This is a genomic window from Sphingomonas parapaucimobilis NBRC 15100 (assembly GCF_000787715.1).
Lineage (GTDB): Bacteria > Pseudomonadota > Alphaproteobacteria > Sphingomonadales > Sphingomonadaceae > Sphingomonas > Sphingomonas parapaucimobilis.
This window is the reverse complement of the sequence record NZ_BBPI01000076.1, coordinates 38,496-58,350: the sequence shown is the minus strand read 5'-3', so window position 1 is coordinate 58,350 and position 19,855 is coordinate 38,496. Positions and strand designations below refer to the sequence as shown.

The 19,855-nt window shown below is 66.4% G+C and carries 13 protein-coding genes; 7 read left to right on the top strand and 6 right to left on the bottom strand.

Features of this window, described 5'->3' with window-relative positions; genetic code table 11:
• Nucleotides 1-21: 21 nt before the first annotated feature.
• Nucleotides 22-1,308 carry a sensor histidine kinase gene (locus SP5_RS14670; protein ID WP_083748098.1) on the bottom strand — a complete coding sequence of 429 codons (1,287 nt, stop codon included), beginning with the start codon at nt 1,306-1,308 and terminating at the stop codon, nt 22-24.
• A gap of 55 nt (nt 1,309-1,363) precedes the next feature.
• Nucleotides 1,364-2,035 (bottom strand): response regulator transcription factor, encoded by a 672-nt coding sequence (locus SP5_RS14665; RefSeq protein WP_042490123.1) that lies wholly within the window; start codon nt 2,033-2,035, stop codon nt 1,364-1,366.
• A gap of 634 nt (nt 2,036-2,669) precedes the next feature.
• Between SP5_RS14665 and SP5_RS14660 the strand changes: the two genes are divergently transcribed.
• Genes SP5_RS14660 through SP5_RS14650 form a run of 3 tightly spaced genes read left to right on the top strand, consistent with a single transcriptional unit; the run spans nt 2,670 to nt 5,628 of the window.
• Nucleotides 2,670-4,262, top strand: a complete 1,593-nt coding sequence (locus SP5_RS14660; RefSeq protein WP_052811570.1) for a Tad domain-containing protein — start codon at nt 2,670-2,672, stop codon at nt 4,260-4,262.
• Entirely contained in the window at nt 4,259-4,855 is a 597-nt protein-coding gene (locus SP5_RS14655) for a TadE/TadG family type IV pilus assembly protein (RefSeq protein WP_042490121.1), read from the top strand. Before SP5_RS14660 ends, SP5_RS14655 begins: the two co-directional genes overlap by 4 nt.
• 26 nt (nt 4,856-4,881) lie before the next feature.
• Nucleotides 4,882-5,628 carry a TadE/TadG family type IV pilus assembly protein gene (locus SP5_RS14650; protein ID WP_052811568.1) on the top strand — a complete coding sequence of 249 codons (747 nt, stop codon included), beginning with the start codon at nt 4,882-4,884 and terminating at the stop codon, nt 5,626-5,628.
• A 29-nt stretch (nt 5,629-5,657) separates the two neighbouring features.
• On the opposite strand, the gene SP5_RS14645 is transcribed toward SP5_RS14650, so the two are convergent.
• The 4 genes from SP5_RS14645 to SP5_RS14630 all read right to left on the bottom strand — a co-directional run bounded on the left by SP5_RS14645 (nt 5,658) and on the right by SP5_RS14630 (nt 9,703).
• Nucleotides 5,658-8,000 (bottom strand): bifunctional diguanylate cyclase/phosphodiesterase, encoded by a 2,343-nt coding sequence (locus tag SP5_RS14645; protein ID WP_042490118.1) that lies wholly within the window; start codon nt 7,998-8,000, stop codon nt 5,658-5,660.
• Between the two features lie 337 nt (nt 8,001-8,337).
• Complete coding sequence (locus SP5_RS14640; RefSeq protein ID WP_042490116.1) at nt 8,338-8,538, bottom strand: hypothetical protein; 201 nt, start codon at nt 8,536-8,538, stop codon at nt 8,338-8,340.
• 9 nt (nt 8,539-8,547) lie between these two features.
• Entirely contained in the window at nt 8,548-8,772 is a 225-nt protein-coding gene (locus SP5_RS14635) for a hypothetical protein (protein WP_042490210.1), read from the bottom strand.
• Nucleotides 8,773-8,896: 124 nt separating this feature from the next.
• Nucleotides 8,897-9,703 (bottom strand): transporter, encoded by an 807-nt coding sequence (locus tag SP5_RS14630; protein WP_042490114.1) that lies wholly within the window; start codon nt 9,701-9,703, stop codon nt 8,897-8,899.
• 655 nt (nt 9,704-10,358) lie between these two features.
• Between SP5_RS14630 and SP5_RS14620 the strand changes: the two genes are divergently transcribed.
• The 4 genes from SP5_RS14620 (at nt 10,359) to SP5_RS14605 (ending at nt 19,853) form a co-directional block, all read left to right on the top strand.
• Nucleotides 10,359-10,913 (top strand): DUF2254 family protein, encoded by a 555-nt coding sequence (locus SP5_RS14620; protein WP_042490108.1) that lies wholly within the window; start codon nt 10,359-10,361, stop codon nt 10,911-10,913.
• Between the two features lie 407 nt (nt 10,914-11,320).
• Nucleotides 11,321-13,036: a methyl-accepting chemotaxis protein gene (locus SP5_RS18580; RefSeq protein WP_052811567.1), complete on the top strand. Its 1,716-nt coding sequence runs from the start codon at nt 11,321-11,323 to the stop codon at nt 13,034-13,036.
• A 656-nt stretch (nt 13,037-13,692) separates the two neighbouring features.
• A complete protein-coding gene (locus SP5_RS14610) occupies nt 13,693-15,702 on the top strand; it encodes an autotransporter assembly complex protein TamA (protein ID WP_042490106.1) in 2,010 nt (669 codons plus the stop codon).
• Nucleotides 15,699-19,853, top strand: a complete 4,155-nt coding sequence (locus tag SP5_RS14605) for a translocation/assembly module TamB domain-containing protein (protein ID WP_174435557.1) — start codon at nt 15,699-15,701, stop codon at nt 19,851-19,853. Before SP5_RS14610 ends, SP5_RS14605 begins: the two co-directional genes overlap by 4 nt.
• Nucleotides 19,854-19,855: the final 2 nt, after the last annotated feature.

Here is a 19,855-nt window from a genome sequence, read left to right as displayed (position 1 = left end):
CGCAGACGACTTAAATGAATTTCACGCCGGTCGGGGCAGCGCGATGCGCACGCACAGGCCCGGCGCGGCATCCGACAGGCTGAGGCGGAAGCCATGCAGGTGCAGGATCGCCACGACCAGGCTGAGGCCCAGGCCGCTGCCCGGAATGTCCTGCATGCCCTGTCCCCGATGGAACCGGCGCAGCACCGCATCACGTTCGTCGGCCGCGATGCCGGGGCCGTCGTCACGAACCTCGATCGCGCGTCCTTGCGCGTCCTCGACCAGGGCGATCGCGACGCGACCGCCGGGGCGGCCGAACTTGATGGCATTGTCGAGCAGGTTGCTCAGCGCCTCGAACAACAGCTTGTCGTCGCCATTCACCGACCATGATCGCGTCGCGACCGACAGGGTGATGCCGCCATCCTCGGCCAGCGGTTCGTAGAGATCGGCCACCTGTGTGACGAGGGTGCCCAGATCGACGGTGCGGAACCCGGCACGGCGCCGCCCCGCCTCCAGCTCGGAAATACGCAGCAAGGCGGCGAACCGCTCCAGCACCAGATCGAGGTCGGCAGTCGCCTGTCGGATGCCCGTCGTCACCTCGACCGTGTCCTGCGGCCGATGCTGCAAGGCGTTCAGCGTGGCGCGGACGCGGGTGAGGGGGGTGCGCAGGTCGTGCGCGATGGCATCGGTCGCGCCCTTGACCTGGGCGACGACACGACCGACCTCTTCGACCGTCGCATTCACCGTCGTCGCGAACTGGTCCAGCTCGTCATGCCGTCCCGCGATCGGCATCCTGACAGAGAAGTCGCCCGCCGCGATCTCCCGGCTGGCGCGTTGCAGCGCCCGGACCCGGCGGAGCGGTGCCCGGCTGAACCAGATCGCGGCGGTCGTGACGCATAACAGGGTCAGCAGGCCGCTGACGATCAATGTTTCCAGGATCGTGCGGCGCAGGTCACGCAGCAGGCTGATGTCGCGCCCGACCAGCAGCGTCTCCCCCTCGCGGGTGCGCAGCGCGACCAGCCGCAACGGGCCGCGAGATCCGCCGTCGACATCGACGGGCAGGCCGGGCGGCAGGGGGCGCGACAGGCGGATATTGCCGACGACCGGGGTGCCGTCGGCCGCGATCAGCGACAGATAGTTGAAACCGGCACGGTCGCGCCGCAGCTCGTACCGGATACGATCGGGCAACTGGTCGGCGGGGACCTGCAACAGGCGCTGCGCGGCGGCATGAAGGATCCGATCGCTGCGTGCGGTCAGGTCGCGGGCGGTGGCGACATAGACGACGCCCAGCATCGCGATCAGCCCGACGACGAACACCGCCCCCAGCATGGCCGAAAGCCGGAACGTGCTGATCCGGATGATATCGCGCCAGCGCAGCGGCGAGTCAGCCCTCGAAGAGATATCCCTCTCCCTTCACCGTCAGGATCGGGGACGGTCGGCCCGGCCGGTCGATCTTCTTGCGCAGCCGGGCGATATGGACGCTGATGAGATTGGCACCCGGATCGAAATAATAGCCCCAGACCCGCTCGAAGATGATCCGTCGGGTCATGACCTCGCCCTGGTTGCGCATCAGGAATTCGAGCAGGCGGAACTCCATGTGGAGCAGCCGGACCGGCTCGCCGTCGACCTTGACCGTGCGGCGGACCAGGTCGCATTCGATCCCCCCTCCGCGCAGCACCACCGCCTCGGCCTGTTCGCGCCGCCGGAGCAGCACCTCGACCCGCATCGCCATCTCGGCGAAGTCGAACGGCTTGGTCAGATAGTCGTCGCCCCCTGCGCGCAGCCCCGCGATCCGCTCGTCCACGTCGCTCAGGGCGCTAAGCATCAGGACGGGAATGGTGATATGCCGTTCGCGAAGCCGGGCGACCAGCGTCAGGCCGTCCAGTCCGGGCAGCATCCGGTCCAGCGTGATCGCGTCGAAGGCTTCACGGGTGGCCAGGTCCAGCCCGCTATCGCCATCGGCCGCCCGGCTGGCGCTATGCCCGTGCCGATCCAGTTCGGCCATGATGGCCGCAGCGGTGGCGTCGTCGTCTTCGATGACCAGAATGGCTGCCATGGCGCATGGCATAACCCCACAGCCGCGACATGGCCAAGGCGCATCGCCGCAGGTGAAATTCATTTAAGTCGGCAGTCGCGGCCTTTGGAGCGACAGGCATCCCTCTCATGGACTCGGTTCAGAAGGGATTCGAATGCGCCGCTCCCGAACATGGATGATCGTTATCCCGCTCGGCCTGATCGCTTGTCCTGCCATGGCCTCGCAGAACGAGAGGGACATGAGCAACGACTGTTTCGACGTGGCGGCCCCCATGGCAGAGGCGACGCCCTGTTTCGAACCCGGCCGTCACACCCGGCCCCATCATGCTCGCCCCCGTCACGCTCGCCATGGTGGCAACGCAACCGGCCTGGCCCCGACGAAAAGCGATACGGCAGGTAGCGATGGGCGGGCGAACCCGTCCCAATAGCCATTGAGCGGGGGTGCGCCCCTTGGCGGCGTAAAGTGAAATAGCGACGCCGACAGAAGGAGTTATGATCGACTTTCCATAAACCTGCCCTTTACGTTCTGCCGATAGGGCGAACGGATGGACTGCCGATTCTCCTGTCATGGAATGTCTCGACGACGGCATCGCACGTCACGTTTCCCGGCATCCGCCCTTCTCGCCAGACTTGCCGCCGATCGGCGCGGAAACGTCATGCTGTTATGGGCGTTTTTCCTCATCCCGCTGGTGGCCCTTGTGGGATCGGGGATCGACCTGGGCACCGAATATGTGGCGCGCAAGCAGATGCAGATCGCGTGCGATGCCGCGGTGCTGGCCGGTCGGCGCGCGATGACCAGCGGAACCGTCGATGACGGCGTGCGGACCGAGGCGGCCAAATTCTTCAACTTCAATTTTCAACAGGGCATGTTCGGATCGAAGCCGTTCGCGCCCTCCATCTCCAGCGCCACGACGTCGAAGACGACGGTCGTCATCAATGCCGCGACCACGATCCCGACATCGCTGATGCGGATATTCGGCTTCGCCGAGCTGCCGGTGAGCGTCAGCTGCAACGCCGCCCAGGATTTCGTGAACACGGATATCGTCTTCGTGCTGGATACGACCGGCTCGATGCGGGACAAGGCGACGCCCAGCGACTCCCAGACCAAGATCGAGGCGCTGCGTTCGGCCGTGCTGGCGCTATATAATCAGCTGGCGCCGGTTCAGAAACAGCTGGAGGCGTCCGGCATGCGTCTTCGCTATGGCGTCGTTCCCTATGCCAGCGCCGTGAATATCGGCAAAGCGATCCTGGCGGCCAATCCCAATTACATGCTGTCCGGCCCATGGACCTATCAATCCCGGCAGGTCGTGACCGCGAGGATGAGTTCAGACTATTGCGACTATTACTACGGCAGCTACGATTCCTGGACCCGTCGCTGCACCTATTTCCAGTATCTTCCCCGGACGTTCGACACCTCGCGATATGTGTCGGGGGCAAGCGTCAATGTGGCGGACCTGATCGGCACGGCCGATGACAGCGGCGATACGCCGGTCCAAACCACGCCCAAAAACGTCACTTGGGCGGGATGTGTTGAAGAGCGGCAGACGGTGCGCATGGGGGCGAACGATACGGCAATTCCGGTCGGGGCCACCGATCTCAATATCGATCTGATACCGAACAGTACGGAAACCAAATGGAAGCCCTATTGGCCGGAAGTGGAATATACCAGTTACAGGTTGCGTTCCTATAGCAATCGCTTCAAGCCGCAAGTTGCTTGCCCGTCTCCGGCCGCGTCCATGCAGGGATGGACGCTGGATGACTTGAACAGGTATCTCAACACCCTGGTCCCGGACGGCGGCACCTATCACGACAATGGGATGATGTGGGGCGCGCGCTGGGCTTCGTCCGGCGGAATTTTCGGCAGCAAGAATCCGGAAAAATACAACATGATGCCTGTCAAGAAGTACATCATCTTCATGACGGACGGACTGTTCGATACCGGCTATGCTGGCCTCTATTCGTCCTATGGAGTCGAGCGGCTCGATGGTCGCGTCACACCCGGTGGCGACTATTCCGACGAAGCCGATCAGCTTGCCCGCCACAAGCAGCGCTTCAATCTGCTGTGCTCGCAGGCCAAGTCCATGGGATACTCCATTTGGGTGATCGGCTTCGCCACGTCGCTCGATGCGTCGCTGACCAACTGTGCGAGCACGCCCAGCCAGGCGTCCACCTCGTCAAACCAGGCGGCATTGATCGAGCGTTTCGTTGAAATCGGCAAGAATATCGGCGCCTTGAGGCTGACCCAATGAGGGCGGGACGGGGCGGCGTGCTGCGCCGGATCGCCCGCGATCGCCGCGGCGCCTCGGTCGTCGAGTTCGCCCTGATCTCGGTGCCCGCCATCGTGATCATGTGCGGCCTGTTCGACCTGGGCTACCGCCAATATGCCGCGACGCAGGTCCAGGATGCGCTGGACCGTGCGGCCCGGCGGGTCACGATCGGGACCGATACGACGTCTGCGCAGTTGACCGCGATGGTTTCCGACAGCGTCAAGGCGATTTCGCGGGACGCCGATGTCATCGTCGTTCCCACCAGCTACGGCAAATTCCAGCAGGTGGCCAAGCCCGAACCGATCACCACCGACACGCCGCCGCTGGGCCAGTATAATGCCGGGGACTGTTTCCTCGACATCAATGGCAACGGCGTCTGGGATGCCGATGGCGCACGGGCGGGGACGGGTGGTTCCGACGATGTGGTGCTGTACACCGCGACGGTGACCTATCCCGAGATCGTGCCGATGAGCCGATTGATCGGATGGAGCGCGATGACCAGGCTGACCGCCACGACGATGTTGAAAAACCAGCCCTATGCCTCGCAGGCCGAGCCGGTGACCCGATGCCGGTAGGGTGCCTTGCCAGGCGGCTCAGATGTGTGGCGGGCAATCGACGCGGCGTGGCGATGATCGAATTTGCACTTGCCGCGCCGGTGATCCTGTTCGTCGGCCTGGGCGGGGTCGAGATCGGCAACTACGTCACCGCGAACCTGCGGATTTCGCAGATCGCGATGGCGGTCGCCGATAACGCCGGTCGGGTCCGCACCTCGATCGACGAGGCCGATGTGACGGAGATCATGATCGGCGCCATGAAGATGGGCGAGCCGCTCTCCCTGGCGTCCAGGGGGCGGATCATCCTGTCCGACCTCGAGCAGCGGACGTCGACCACCGGAATGGGGGGCAAGGGGCCGGTCTCGGCCAGCAACCCCAACGGCTACCGCCAATGGTTCCGGTGGCAGCGTTGCGCCGGTGCGCTGGCGGCACCGTCATCGATCGGTGGTCCGATGAACGGTGCCGGTGCCCCGATCACCAATCTGGACGACAAGACGAATGACGATCATGGCGCGGTGGAAACCGCGTCGACCATCGACGGCGTCGGCACGTCCGGACGCCAGATCGCCGCTGCGGGCGGCACGGCCGTGATGGTGGTCGAGGTCGTCTATGATTACCAGCCCGTCGCGCCGGTCAGCCTGATCACCGCCGCGTTCGGCGAGCTGAGGATCAAGCGCGTCATCGCCTTCAATGTCCGCGAGAGAAACAGCTATTCCCTGCGCAACGACGGCAAGCTGACCGGCGTCAAGCGCGCGGACTGCCAGATCTATGGCGCGGCGGCTCCGATGGTCTGAACGGCGCGCCAGCCGCCCAGGCCGAAGACCTAGGCGGCGTGTCGGGTGGATCGCGGCGCCCCGACGCCATGGTCCGGCGTCATCAATCCGGGCCTGCCCAGCAGATAGCCCTGTGCTTCGTTGCATCCCTCCGCGCGAAGGAATTCGAGTTGCGAAGGCGTCTCCACGCCCTCGGCCAGGATGGGAATCGACAGGCTTTCACCCAGCGCCAGAACCGCCCGAATGATCGCGGCCGACTGTGGCGCGATATCCAGTTCGGTCATGAACGAGCGGTCGAGCTTGATCTTGTCGAAGGGGAAGGAACGCAGCGTCGACAGCGACGAATAGCCGGTGCCGAAGTCATCCATGGCAATCGACACCCCCAGCGACTTCAGCTGGCGCAACACATGGGTCGTACGCTCGGGATCCGTGATCATCGCGGACTCCGTGATTTCCAGCTCCAGCCGGGTGGGCGCCAGGCCGGTTTCGATCAGGATCTGGTGGACCAGCCGGGGCAGGTCGACATGGCCGAGCTGGACGGGGGACAGGTTCACCGCGATCTTCCACGGGGTGGGCCAGGTCGCCGCTTCCCGACAGGCGCGTCGCAGGACCCATTCGCCGATCGGCAGGATCAGGCCCGTCTGTTCGGCGATGGCGATGAACTCGAACGGCGAAACGTTGGTGCCGTCGGGTTTCGTCCAGCGCAGCAGCGCCTCATATCCGGTGATATCGCCCGTCTCGACCGAGGCCTGGACCTGCCAGTGGATGGCGAACTGGTCATGGTCCAGCGCGTCGCGCAGTTCGGTGGCGATACGACGGCGGGTGCGGACCGTCTGGTCCATTTCCTCCTCGTAAAAGCAGAAATCCGTCGCGATGCTGGATTTCGCCCGGTACATGGCGAGGTCGGCATTGTTGATGAGGGCCGATATCTCGTTTGCATCCTGCGGCCACAGCGCGACGCCCACACTCATGCCGCAGCTCAGCGTCGAGCGGTCATATTCCACGGGCACGGTGATCGCGGTCCGCAGGCGATCGATCAGGTCGATCGCATCCTCGTGATTGTCGATGCCGATGAGCGCGACGAATTCGTCGCCGCCCAGCCGGGCCAGGAACTCGCCGGGCCGCGTCAGCGCCTTCATCCGCATGCCGATCGTCGCCAGCAGATGGTCCCCCGCAGCATGGCCATGCGTGTCGTTGACTTCCTTGAACCGGTCGAGATCGATCGACAGCAAGGCCAGCGGACGCCCCGGTCCTTCCGGTGCCGCCTGGCGATGCGACCATTCCAGAAACGATGCGCGATTGGGCAATCCGGTCAGGCCGTCATTGCGCGCCAGATGCGCGATGCGCCGCTCCTGCGCCAGTCGCTGACGCACGTCGCGAAGCGCGTAGATCATGTGGGATTTCGTCTCGCTCGTATCGACGCGAAGGGCGATCTCGACGGGGATGGGGGTGCCGTCGACGGCTTGCAGAGTGCGCTGCGCGAGCGAACCGGGCCTGACCGACCCGATGTCCGAAACCCAGCGATGCAGCGATTGGCCCAGGACATCGTCGTCGGTGCCCAGAAGATCGGTGAAGGCGCCGTTCGCGGCGACGATCACGCCGCCGCTTTCCACGATCATCGCATCGACGCTGCCCTCCATCACCTGGGCCAGGCGACGCTGCGAGGCTATATGCGCCGACGTATCGAGTACGGAAGTGGCAAACCCCGTGCCGAGCACCAACAGCCCGACCGCCGCCACCGCAAACGCCATGATCATCGTGGCGCTCTGGCTGTCCGCCTGGCCCAGGTCCGGGGCGACGGGAATGACCGTCAGGGCCGCCATGCCCGTGAAATGAAGCAGGGCGATGCTCGTGACCATGAGCGCGGTGGCAGGCCATGGATTGCCCCGCTCGTCGCCCGACAGGGCGCGGCTGAACGCCAGCGCCCCGAAGAGAATGGAAAACAGGATCGACGCGGCCACATAGGCTGGCGACCATTCCACCAGCCCCCTGGCCGCGAAAGCCATCATGCCGGTATAGTGCATCGCGGTGACCGCCAGGCCGAAGAGCATGCCCCCCGCCGCCGGGGCAAACCTCCGACGACGGGCCGCGACGGCCAGTGCGACGGAACTGCCGAAGATGGCGATAACAAGGGACAGGGCGGTGAGCGGCGGGTCATAGGCGACCGCCACGCCCGGCTGGTACGCCATCATCGCGATGAAATGCGTGCACCAGATGGTCGCGCCGGTCGATACGCCGCCCATGAACACCCAGGCCAGAAAGGTGCCCGGATCGGCGGAGCGCAGCCGCTGGAGCAGTCTTATCGTGACCGCGGATCCCGTCAGGCAGAATATCGCGGCAAGCACGACCAGACCGAGATCATGGTCATAGGCGAGGCAGGTTAGAAAGCGCATCGGTCCTCCAGACCGGCGGCGTTAGGAACATAAGTTAAACCACTGCCTAAAATGGACAGTTAAGAGATGTGGTTAATATCGCCCGCTATGGCGGCAGCCGATCCATCCCGTACCGAGGGCAGTGGCGATTTCCGGCGCAAGGGCATGGTGAACGGCGGGGGCGTGTCGCGCCCTCCCATTTCCCTGATCGTTAACGTCAGGCGTGAAGCGAGACCGTATCGACGTGGACGCGCCGCTCTGGCGACCGGATGCGGAGCGCGTGCGACCGCCTCGACTCTGACGACCGTGCGCCACGTCTCCGCCAGGTTTCGCTCCGAAGTCTGTCCGGTGGCCGACCTCACGCCTCCCGGATATCGGGAAAGCTGTAGAGGGAGGGTTCGTCCTCTGCCGTTCCCGTGGCAAACACCGCCATGTCGTCGGGCTGTATCTCCAGTTTCGCCCAGCGGTCCCAGCCGATATGGACAAAGTCCGGCGGGCCGAAGACCCGCACCGCGCGGGCATATTCGTCGCCGCGAAAACCCACGAAGTGCAGGGCCATCCGGCTGGCTCAGGCGCCTTCGCGCCGCGCGCCGGCGATCATGCGCCGGGCGATCTCCCGAACCGCCGCGTCGTCCTTGTCCGGACCGTCCGAAGGATCGCCCAGATGATCGAGGCTGGCCTCGAGAAAGTCGAGCAGGCCCGGATGCCGGGCCTCGACATATTCCATCGTCTTGAACAGCAGATGCTCGGTCGCGATCTCGCGGCGGCGGGTTTGGGCGGCTAAATCCATCATCCTGTCCTTCTTCAGCTTTTTGGAGCCGGGTGAACGCACGACCTTCCCGATCGGGCAAACGCATTCCTCAGCCATGCCATCGCCGCCGCCCCGTGCCGACGGATCGCGCGCTTCCGCAAGAGGATCAGAATAGAATGGCGCCGCCCGTGACCAGACGCAGATGGGGCGCGGCCGGGTTGAGGCCCGTCGCCGCCAGAATGTCGAGTTGAAGGACTTTGGTCGGCCGCCAGGCCGCCGACAGGGCGGCCAGGGCCAGCGTCTCATGCTGATCCGGTTCGTCGTCGCGTTCCAGCGACAGTTCGGCCGTGGCCGTCACCGCTTCGGTGAATTTGTACCGCAGGCCGGTGATCTCGTTATAGGCGAGGTGGCGGCCCATGCCGGACCGGTTCGCCGCCGCATCCGCCTCTCCCGTCACGGCGATCGCCAGCTTTTCGGTCAGCTCATATTGGACCGGGATGATGATCCCCGTCGACCAGCTCCCCGCGCCGATCGGATAGCGCCCCGTTGGCGCGGTCACAAAGGCCTGGACGCCCGCCGAGAAAGGCTTGCCCTTTTGCCCGGCCAGATGCTGGCGGACCGCGAAGGTCACATCGCCGGTGCCCGTGGCGGTGTCGACCATGGCCGTGGCCTTGTCGCGTGTCCGGTCGCGGCCATAGCCGACCCAGTCGAGTTGAAGCTCGGTATTCTTGCCGATACCCACGCGGGTCAGGATGTCGGCGGTGACGATATGGTCTTCACGCTGATCAGGTTGGTCGTCCCGCTGCCAGTCCAGCGTGGATACCTCGAAATGCACCCGCCCCGGCTCGGTCGTGCAGCTCGACCCGCCCAGGTTCGGCCTGGTGGGGCAGAAGCGGGGTTCGTCCTCGGCAAGGGCAGGAACCCCGACCGTCATCATCGCAGCGGCCAGCAGCCAACCCCAAGCCTTCACCATCGCTGCCCCCTGTAACTATTTGATTCACAAGCCTTGCATCGGTTTGTCGGCGCGATGCAACGGTAAAGCCGTGAGCGGTTTCCACGGGAGCGCGCCCGGCGAGCCATGGGAGAACCGCCCATCGCGCAAAGGCCCTTGAGCCGAATGTCCGTCCCTTGCGTATGAACTGCCGGATATCTGATGGCCGGCCGTCGGCATTTGATCGCGTCCGACGCTGCGGGAACCCGGGGCGGGGGCGCGACGATCATCTTCAACCCGGGGCGCGCAGGCGGCGAAAGGAGGCGAGGGACCCCCATGATTTCCAAGGCCCGTATCGGATGGCTGCTCCATCGATCGCCCGGAAAATAGGGTTTCGTGCGGCCCTTATCAGCCTGACCAGCTGATCTCGTATGTCGCAAAATGCGCTGTCGACCTTTCTGGGCGCCTTCATCTTTTCCGTCGTCGGCATCATCGGCCTGCAAACACGGCTCTATGGCGTCGAAGGGGCGCGTGCTGCTCCTGATCTCCACGGTCTTGCTCGTGGTGCCGGTGCCCGTGACCCTGTTGCGCTGGATCGCCCATCCCGCCGCTTTCGGGCGCATGTCGGACGTGATCGACCGGGCCGGGAATGTGGCACGATCCGCGATCGTGACATTCGCGAAAGATCCCCATCAGGGTGGGCGACCGGCCGTCGAGCGCAATTCCGGGCGCCCTGGCACATAAGGGGCGTCCGCTGCTCCGGGCGGTCGGCGGTCATGCCGACCTGGATGACGAATTGTCGGGGGCCTTCGTCATCGAGCGGCATCGCGATTTCGACCATGATCCTCGGCTGGGGCAGATCGCCCTGGGCGAGATTGCCGGACACGTGCTGGCGCCCGAGACCCATGATCCGGGTGCCGCGATCGAGGTGTTGAACGCGCTGCTCGGAACCCTCAGCGAAATGCCCGCGCAGCCGCCATCTCCAGACGAAGAGCAGCCGCCGGTCTATGGGCCGCATCCTTCCGTCGACGATCTGATCCGTGCCGGTTTCGCACCGATCATGCGGGAGGGCGCCATTCGTACCTTCAAGGTGCTTCATGCCTTGGGGGAAACCCGGCCACATGCCCTCCCGACCACGCAGGCGCTCGCAAACGAGCTGAAGCAGAATGTCGAGCGCATGATGCCCGACCAGGCTGCGCTGGCCAGAACGCTGGCCGTCTATCAGGATCAAGTGTCCGCTGCAGGCTACTGAACCGCTCTGCAACGGTAGTCATTTTACCTACAATTGTGATGATGGAGTAGGCTGTTTTAAAGAAAACGGGATGAAATGCGTGAAGTGCTGTTTGGTTCCCTAAAATAACTGTCGATCAGGATGTACGGGAATTTTGAGAATTGGCGCATTTGAAGAATGTATACCGCTTCTTAACGGAGTGCTTCCTATCAGCCTGCCCGTCGTGACTGGGATCGGTGCCCTATATGCTCGCCTTGGCGTCATCGGTGCTCAAGATCCAGGATCATGGCCCCTAGTCAGCTTGTCGCCAAATGTCTGCGTATGGCAGGAGGCGAATATCACCGGAACATGATCTTATGCGCTTTTTCGATAACCTTACAATGGTAAGAAAACTTGCCCTGTGTTTGGGGGTTATTCTGGCGCTAACTTTGGCGACGAACCTTGTCATATACGCCAAAAAGAATCAGGTTCGCGAAACGACGAATATCAACGAGCATACGTACAAGGTCATCATGGCCTCGAACAAACTCGTCGAGGCGATGATCAATCAGGAGACGGGCCTTCGCGGTTATCTGTTGACCGGCCGCCGGGATTTTCTGGCGCCCTATGACCAGGGGGCGTCGGACTTCGACCGCGCCGTGACGGAAGCCCGCCGATTGACCAGCGACAATCCGGGGCAGCAGGCTCGCCTGACCGATGTCGATGCGCTGGCCAGGCGCTGGCGCGACGAGGTGGCGAAGCCCAATATCGCATTGATGACCGCGCCCGCGACCCAGGCGGAAGCGCGGGCCAGCGCGGCGAAGGGGCTCGGCAAGGCGCTGATGGACCGGCTGCGTGCGCAGGCGGGAGCCGTGATCGCCGCCGAGAACCTGCTGCTGGCCGAACGGCAGGCGTCGCAGGAAGCGGCCTTCGTCATGATCTCCCGCGCGATTTTCGGGGGCATGCTGGTCAGTCTGTTGCTGGCCATCGCCATCCTCGTCCTGCTGGTCCGGCAGATTGCCCGGCCGGTGAACGCCGTCACCCATGGCCTTACGGCATTGGCGAGCGGAGACATGGCCGTGACGTCGATCGATGTCGACCGGCGTGACGAGGTCGGGCAGCTGGCGGCCGCGCTCGACAATCTGCGCGGGCGATTGCTGGCGGCGGACGAGGCCAAGAACGCGCAGGCCAGGCTGATCGTCAACAGCGTGGGGGCGGCCCTGTCCAAATTGGCGGAGGGCGACCTGCTGTCCCGGCTGGATAGCGATCTCGACGGCCCTTTCGCTGCGATCAAGCGCGACTTCAATCGGGCGGCGGACGCACTGCAGGCCGCCATGGCCCAGGTCTCGGCCTCGACCGGCGGCATAATCGAGGGGGCATCGGATATCCGGCAGGCCTCCGACGACCTGTCGCAGCGGACCGAGCAGCAGGCGGCCAGCCTGGAGGAAACCGCCGCCGCGATGGCCGAGATCACGACCACCGTGCGCAAGACGGCCGAGCAGGCGGGGCTGGCTCGCCAGATGGTCGGCCAGGCGAAGGACGAGGTGCAGCATTCCGGCCGGATCATGGAGGATGCGGTGGCCGCGATGAACGGGATCGAGCGTGCCTCGACCGAGATATCCGATATCATCTCGGTCATCGACGGCATCGCGTTCCAGACCAATTTGCTGGCGCTGAACGCCGGGGTCGAGGCGGCGCGGGCGGGTGATGCCGGAAAGGGCTTTGCCGTCGTCGCCTCGGAGGTTCGCGCGCTGGCGCAACGATCGGCCGATGCGGCCAAGGACGTCAAGGCGCGTATTTCGGTGTCCGCCGAGCAGGTCGATGCGGGGGTCGGCCTGGTCAACGAAACGGGCCAGGCGCTGGCGCGCATCGTGACGCGCATCACGGAGATCAACCATCTGATCAACGACATTGCCGTTTCCGCCGAAACCCAGAGCAGCGGGCTTCAGCAGGTCAATATCGCGGTCGGGCAGATGGACATGGTGACGCAGCAAAATGCCGCCATGGTCGAGGAGGCGACGGCGGCGGTCCGCAGCCTGGCGGGGGAGGCCGACGAACTCTCCCGGCAGATGGCGCGCTTCTCGATCGCCCATCATGGAGGACGGAGCGTGACGAATATCGCCAGCCTGGACGACCACCGTTATCGGCGGGCCGCCATCGGATAAGGTCGCTCCGGCGGCGGGCGTGAGGCGGACGATCGGCTGCGTCCTGCGCATGATGTCGCCACGCCCAGACGATGATCGCCATCAGGCCCGGTATTTTCCCGCAGCAAGGGCGGCCCCTCGCTGCGGGGAATTCGACACGCAGGATGATGGAACGGATGGAGCGAGGGTGGGGGCTCGCCCATGGTATGGCCCGGGATGGTCGACCGATCCTTCGGCCGCTCGGCCTTTGGCCATGCCGAATGCCGTCGCGGTGAAAAACCGCGAGGCGATGGGGCGAGTGAGGCCAAGGGCTGCACCCAGATCGCCGCAATCCGCCCGATAACGGCATATGCCATGCCATGGCAGCGACGGTTTCTGGATGGACGAAAAGATGATGCCAGGCGCATCACCTCGACGAAGGCACAGATTCCCGCCGCTGTCCGACCCCGGCCTTCGCCGGGGCAGGCCCTGGCCGCTCGACCACGGATGTTTCACCTTCGCCGGCCGATGCTCGATACCGTGCTCCATCGCAGATGCGGGCGACGATGAGGTGAAAGGTGTATTTGCGGCGTGCCCGGCAGACGCGAAGCGCTTCGCGACGACCGGATCGGCAAATCTGTCCAGATGATGGTGCTTTGGGGTGTCGCTGTCGCATCCGCGCGGCTAGGGATTGGCGCATGATGGTCCGCGTCGGGCGGCCGCGCCGCTCGGTCGCCATCATATGCTTGGCAATGGGTCTTGGCGGCGCGGGCTGGCCCGCCGTTGCGGCTGTGCAGGTCGCGAGCCCCGCCACCCCGCCGCCGTCCACGGCGCAAACGATACCGGGCAGCGACCTGCCCGACGATCCGACCATGCTCGACCCCTCGGCCCCGCTGGCGCCCTTGCCGGAGATCGGCGTCGCCTGGCCCGACCTGGCGACCGCGCCCGGCGACGCGATGGCGACCATCGTCGCCACCGTCGATGCGGCGGCGGAGCGGCGCTATCGCTGGCGTGTCGACGGGATCAAGGGCGCGGGTGAACTGGTCCGCCAGCGTTTCGAGCAGCTCTCCACCCTGGACGCCAATGACGGCGAACCCGCCAATGCCGCGCAGCTCGACCGGCGCGCGCGCGAGGATGCCCAGCTGCTGACCAATTTGCTGCGCGGGGCGGGCTATTACGACGCGCAGGTGACAAGCCGGATCGAGCCGGGCAACGAGCCGACCGTCCTGCTGGAGGCCGTGCCGGGCAATCTCTATCGCTTTGCGGGCGTGACGCTTGATGGGGTGAAGGCGGCAGGCGACAAGGCCGCGCCGTTGGAAAAGGCGTTCGGGATCAAGCCGGGCGATCCGGTCAACGCCGACAGCATCGTCGCTGGCGAGGCGCGGCTGAAGACCGTGGTGGGCGAGGAGGGCTTCCCCTTCGCCAAGGTCGGCGACCCACAGATCGTGGTGGACCGCGCCGCGCGCACCGCGACGCTGGACCTGTCGGTCGATCCCGGCTCGTCCCGCCGCTATGGCCGGATCGTCATGGCCAACGACAGGCTGTTCGACGCCAAACATGTTCAGGAGATTGCCCGCTTCTCGCCTGGCCAGCCCTATGACTCCGCCGGGCTGGACGATCTGCGCCGGGCGCTGGTGCAGACCGGGCTGGTGTCATCGGTCGACGTGAAGCCGGTGCCCGGCGACACGCCCGAGACGGTGAACGTCGCGGTCGCCCTGGAGCCTGCGCCGCCGCACACCATCGCGGGCGAGCTGGGTTACGGCACCGGCGAAGGCGCGAGTGCGACGGTAAACTGGACCGACCGCAACTTCTTCCCGCCGGAGGGCGCGCTGACCCTGCGCAGCGTTCTCGGCACCCGCGAACAGCTGGGCGCGGTGGTATTCCGGCGCAACAACTTCCAGGGTCGCGACCGGGTGCTGACCGCGCAATTTTCGGCCGCGCACATCCTGCGCGACGCCTATGAGGCCAAGACGCTGTCCCTGTCGGCCGGGCTGGAGCGCCAGACGAACATCTTTTTCCAGAAGGCCTGGACCTGGTCGCTGGGCGGCGAACTGCTGACCTCCGACGAGCGCGACGTGATCGAGAGTACGGGCCAGCCGCGCCGGCGGACCTTCTTCATCGGCGCGCTGCCGACCAGCCTCAATTATGACGGCTCGGACGATCTGCTCAACCCGACGCGCGGCTTTCGCCTGGGCGGGCGGATCAGCCCCGAAGTATCGCTGCAGGGCAGCGTGTTCGGCTATACCCGGACCCAGATCGACGCCAGCCTCTATCACCCGTTCGGCGAGCGGGTGGTGCTGGCGGCGCGGACCCGGCTGGGCACGATCCTGGGCGCGCCGCGCGACCAGATCGCGCCGTCGCGGCGTTTCTATGCGGGCGGCGGTGCCTCTGTGCGCGGTTATGGTTTCCAGGCGATCGGGCCGCGCGATGCGAACAATGACCCGATCGGCGGGCGGAGCCTGGCCGAATTCTCGATCGAGGCGCGGGTCCGCACCTTCGGGAATTTCGGCGTCGTGCCGTTCCTGGATGCGGGGAATATCTCCACCTCGCCGCTGCCGCGCCTGACGGGCCTGCGCTTCGGCACCGGGCTGGGCGTGCGATATTATTCCAATTTCGGGCCGATCCGCCTCGACGTCGGCACCCCGCTCAATCCGCAAAAGGGGAGTAGTCGGGTCGCGGTCTATGTCTCGCTGGGACAGGCGTTTTGACCGAGGAAACGGACGCTCCGCCGCCTGTTCGTGCGCCATTTCGTTTGGGACGCGCGATCGCCATCGCGGTGGCGGCGCTGGTCGGCATCGTGCTGGCGGCGTTGGGCATCGTCGATACCTCGATCGGGCATCGCTGGGTCGCGGACCGGATCGCGACCATCCGCACGCCGACGGGGCTTCGCTTCTCGGTCGGGCGGATCGACGGGTCGCTCTATTCCGACATGCGACTGGTCGATCTGCGCGTCTATGACCTGGACGGGCTGCTGGTGCAGGTGCCGCAGGCACGGCTCGACTGGCGGCCCCTGAACTGGGCGCGCGGGACGCTCGATATCCGCCGGGTCGAGGCCGCGACGGCGACCTTGTTCCATGTGCCCCATACCCGGAGCACGGGGCGGCAGACCCCGATCCTGCCCGATTTCGATATCCGCATCGATCGGCTGCGGCTCGACCGGCTGGTCCTCGCGCGTCGGGTGCTGGGGCGCGAGCGGGCGGCGAAGGTCGAGGGGCGGGCGGACATTCAGGGCGGCCGCGCGGTCGTCACGCTGTACGGCGTGGTGGCGGGCAGCGACCGGCTGCGCCTGCATCTCGATGCCCGGCCCGATCACGACCGTTTCGATCTGGCGGTCGAGGCATGGGGCGTGAAGGATGGCGTGTTGGCCCGGGCGGCGGGCGTTCGTGCGCCTGTCTCGCTCAACATCGCCGGGGCGGGACGCTGGACGCGCTGGAACGGTGTGGCGAAAGGCCGGATCGGCGGACAGCGCGCGGTCGATCTGCGCCTGTCGGCCCAGGCGGGCCGCTATGCCCTGTTGGGACAGATCGCGCCGTCGCTGGTGCTGCGCGGGCGGCTCCAGCGGCTGACCGCACCACGCGTCATCGTCGCCGGACAGGCCGATTTCGCGGAACGGCGGCTGAACGGCGCGCTCGTCCTGCGCTCGCCCGCATTGCGTCTGAAGGCGCGGGGGATCGTCGATCTGGGTGCGAACCGTTTCGAGGGCTTGCGTGTCGACGCCAAGCTGGTCCGGCCCGAGGCGCTGTTCCGCAACATGAGCGGGCAGGCGATCGGGATGACGCTGCGCCTCGACGGCGCGTTCGACCGGGCGGCGTTCGATTATCGACTGGCGGCGACACGTTTCGCCTTCGACCAGACCGGATTCGAGCAGGCGGTCGCGGCGGGCAAGGGCCGGTTGCAGGGCCGCTGGCCGCTGACCCTGCCGGTGCGCTTCACCGCGACGCGCGTGACCGGCGTGGGGGAAGCGGCGGGGGGCATCCTCCACCGGCTGACCGCGGCGGGCGACCTGCGCATCACCCCGCGCGCGATCCTGGGGCAGGGGCTGGCGCTCCGCTCGGACAAGCTGGCGGGGCGGTTGAACCTGCGCATCGACCTGACCAATGGGCGCTATGATGTCGGGCTGGACGGCGCGCTCCAGCGTTACCTGATCCCCGGTCTCGGCATCGTCGACGTGAAGTCGCGGCTGACCGCCGTGCCCGGCCCGGACGGCCATGGCACGCGTGTCGTCGGGCACGGTGAGGCGCAGGTCCGGCGGCTCGACAACGCCTTTCTCCGTTCGCTGGCGGGAGGGCTGCCGCACCTGACCACCGATCTGGAGCGCGGGACCGACGGCGTCTTCCATTTCCGCCGCCTGGTGCTGAGCGGCCCCGACATCCGGCTGACCGGCGAGGCGATCCGGCGGCGCGACGGCACCTTCCGCTTCGTCGGCGGCGGGCGGCAGCGTCGCTATGGTCCGGTTCAGATGGTGCTGGACGGGCGGATCGATAAGCCGACGCTCGACCTGCAACTCGCCTCGCCCAATGCGGCGATGGGCCTGCGCGACGTGCGCGCGCATCTCGACCCGACTGATCAGGGCTTTGCCTATCGCGCGGCCGGGGACTCGCGGCTGGGGCCGTTTCAGGCAAGCGGTGCGATCCTCTTGCCGCGTGGACAGAATGCGGTGATCCAGATCCAGCCCTTGCTGGTCGCGGGCGCGCGCGCGACCGGCGCGCTCACCGTCGTGCCGGGCGGCTTCACCGGACGGATGGACGTGGGCAGCGGCGGCCTGTCGGGCGAGCTGCTGTTCCGCCCGGTCGGCGAGGTCCAGCGGATCGAGGCGCATCTGGCCGCCCGGCAGGCGCAGATTTCGGGCGTGACCGTCCGTCAGGGCCGGGTCGACCTGATCGCGCTGCTCGATCCCGCCGGAGCCTCGGTCGAGGGCACGGCCAATGCGCAAGGGCTGCGGCACGGCGCGTTCAACATCGCGCAGCTGACCGGCACCGCCCGGATGCGCGGCGGCAATGGCGAAGTGCGGGTCGGAATCTCGGGATCGCGTGGCCGTGCCTTTTCGATCCAGACGGTGACGCAGGTTGCGCCCGACCGCTTCTCGACCACCGCTCAGGGCACGCTCGACCGGCGGCCGCTGCAGCTGCTGTCCCCCGCCATCGTCACCCGCGACGGTGACGGCTGGGCGCTCGCCCCGACGCGGTTGAGCTTTGCGGGCGGCGAGGCCAAGCTGGCTGGCCGGTTCGACCGCGACGCGAGCGAGATCCAGGCCAGCCTGACGCGGATGCCGCTCGCCGTGCTCGACATCGGCTATCCGGGTCTAGGGCTGGGCGGCACCGCGACCGGCACGCTGACCATCCGGCAGGCGATGGGCGCGCCGACCGGCAAGGCGGACCTGACCATCCGTGGGCTGACCCGTGCGGGACTGGTCCTGAACTCGCGTCCGATCGACATGGGCGTGGCGGGCGTGCTGTCCGCCGACCGGCTGGGCGTGCGCGCGGTGATGGCGTCGGGGGGCAAGATCATCGGCCGTGGACAGGCGCTCATCGTGCCCGGTGGCGCGGGCGACTGGGCCAGCCGGATTCAGGGGGGGCGGCTGATCGCGCAGCTTCGCTATGCCGGGCCTGCCGATACGCTGTGGCGGCTGACCGGGGTCGAGATGTTCGACCTGTCCGGCCCGGTCGCGATCGGCGCGGACGTGACGGGATCGCTGGGTCAGCCCGTCATCCGGGGGGCGGTGAAGGCGGTCGGCGCGCGGATCGAGAGTGCGACGACCGGCACTGTCCTGACCGACGTACAGGCCAGTGGCCGGTTCGGTGGATCGCGCCTCGTCATCGACCGCTTCGCCGCGCAGGCGGGCAAGGACGGACGGGTCAGCGGCACCGGCCAGTTCGACTTCGCCGCCACCAAGGGTGTCGGCCTGGACCTGTCGCTCAACGCCGCCAATGCGGTCATGATCGCCCGCGACGATATCGGCGCGACGGTCACGGGGCCGCTGACCTTCCACTCCGATGGGGTGGGCGGCACGATCGCGGGTGATGTGGTGCTCAACCGCAGCCGCTATCGGCTGGGCCGCGCGACGGCGGCCACCGCCGTGCCCCAGCTCAACATTCGCGAGATCAATATCCCCGGCGGCGGCGAGGAGGACGATGTTCCGCGCAAGCCCTGGACGCTGGCGATAAAGGCCCGCGCGCCGAACGGGCTGATCGTCTCCGGCCTGGGGCTGAACAGCGAGTGGTCGGCGGACCTGAAGATCGGCGGCACGCCCGACAATCCCGCCATCACCGGCCAGGCGACGCTGATCCGCGGCGATTATGAATTTGCGGGGCGCGATTTCGATCTGGCGCGCGGCATCATCCGCTTCGGCGGAGAGGTGCCCGCCAACCCCGCGCTCGACATCGCCGCCAATGCCAATGTCCAGGGGCTGAGCGCGACGATCCGCGTGACCGGCACGGCGTTGAAGCCCGAGATCGGCTTTTCCAGCACGCCCGCGCTGCCCAATGACGAGCTGCTGTCACGCCTGCTCTTCGGCACCTCGATCGCCAGCCTGTCCGCGCCCGAGGCGTTGCAGCTGGCCGCCGCCGTCGCCGCGCTCCAGGATGGCCGGGGCGGACTGAACCCCATCAACGCGGTGCGGCGCGCGGCGGGGCTGGACCGGCTTCGCGTGCTGCCCGCCGACGTCCAGATCGGCCGCGCCACCTCGGTCGCGGCGGGCAAATATATCACCCGGCGCTTCTATGCCGAGATCATCACCGACGGGCAGGGTTATTCCGCGACCCAGATCGAGTTCCAGGTGACGCGCTGGCTGTCGCTGCTTTCCAGCATTTCGACGCTGGGTCGGCAGAATGTGAATGTGCGGATATCCAAGGACTATTGAGG

What these genes read in the sequence shown, in the direction of transcription:
- SP5_RS14670 (WP_083748098.1), bottom strand. Translation starts at nt 1,308, where the DNA reads ATGCTGGGGGCGGTGTTCGTCGTCGGGCTGATCGCGATGCTGGGCGTC.
- SP5_RS14665 (WP_042490123.1), bottom strand. Translation starts at nt 2,035, where the DNA reads ATGGCAGCCATTCTGGTCATCGAAGACGACGACGCCACCGCTGCGGCC.
- SP5_RS14660 (WP_052811570.1), top strand. Translation starts at nt 2,670, where the DNA reads ATGCTGTTATGGGCGTTTTTCCTCATCCCGCTGGTGGCCCTTGTGGGA.
- SP5_RS14655 (WP_042490121.1), top strand. Translation starts at nt 4,259, where the DNA reads ATGAGGGCGGGACGGGGCGGCGTGCTGCGCCGGATCGCCCGCGATCGC.
- SP5_RS14645 (WP_042490118.1), bottom strand. Translation starts at nt 8,000, where the DNA reads ATGCGCTTTCTAACCTGCCTCGCCTATGACCATGATCTCGGTCTGGTC.
- SP5_RS14640 (WP_042490116.1), bottom strand. Translation starts at nt 8,538, where the DNA reads ATGGCCCTGCACTTCGTGGGTTTTCGCGGCGACGAATATGCCCGCGCG.
- SP5_RS14635 (WP_042490210.1), bottom strand. Translation starts at nt 8,772, where the DNA reads ATGATGGATTTAGCCGCCCAAACCCGCCGCCGCGAGATCGCGACCGAG.
- SP5_RS14630 (WP_042490114.1), bottom strand. Translation starts at nt 9,703, where the DNA reads ATGGTGAAGGCTTGGGGTTGGCTGCTGGCCGCTGCGATGATGACGGTC.
- SP5_RS14610 (WP_042490106.1), top strand. Translation starts at nt 13,693, where the DNA reads ATGATGGTCCGCGTCGGGCGGCCGCGCCGCTCGGTCGCCATCATATGC.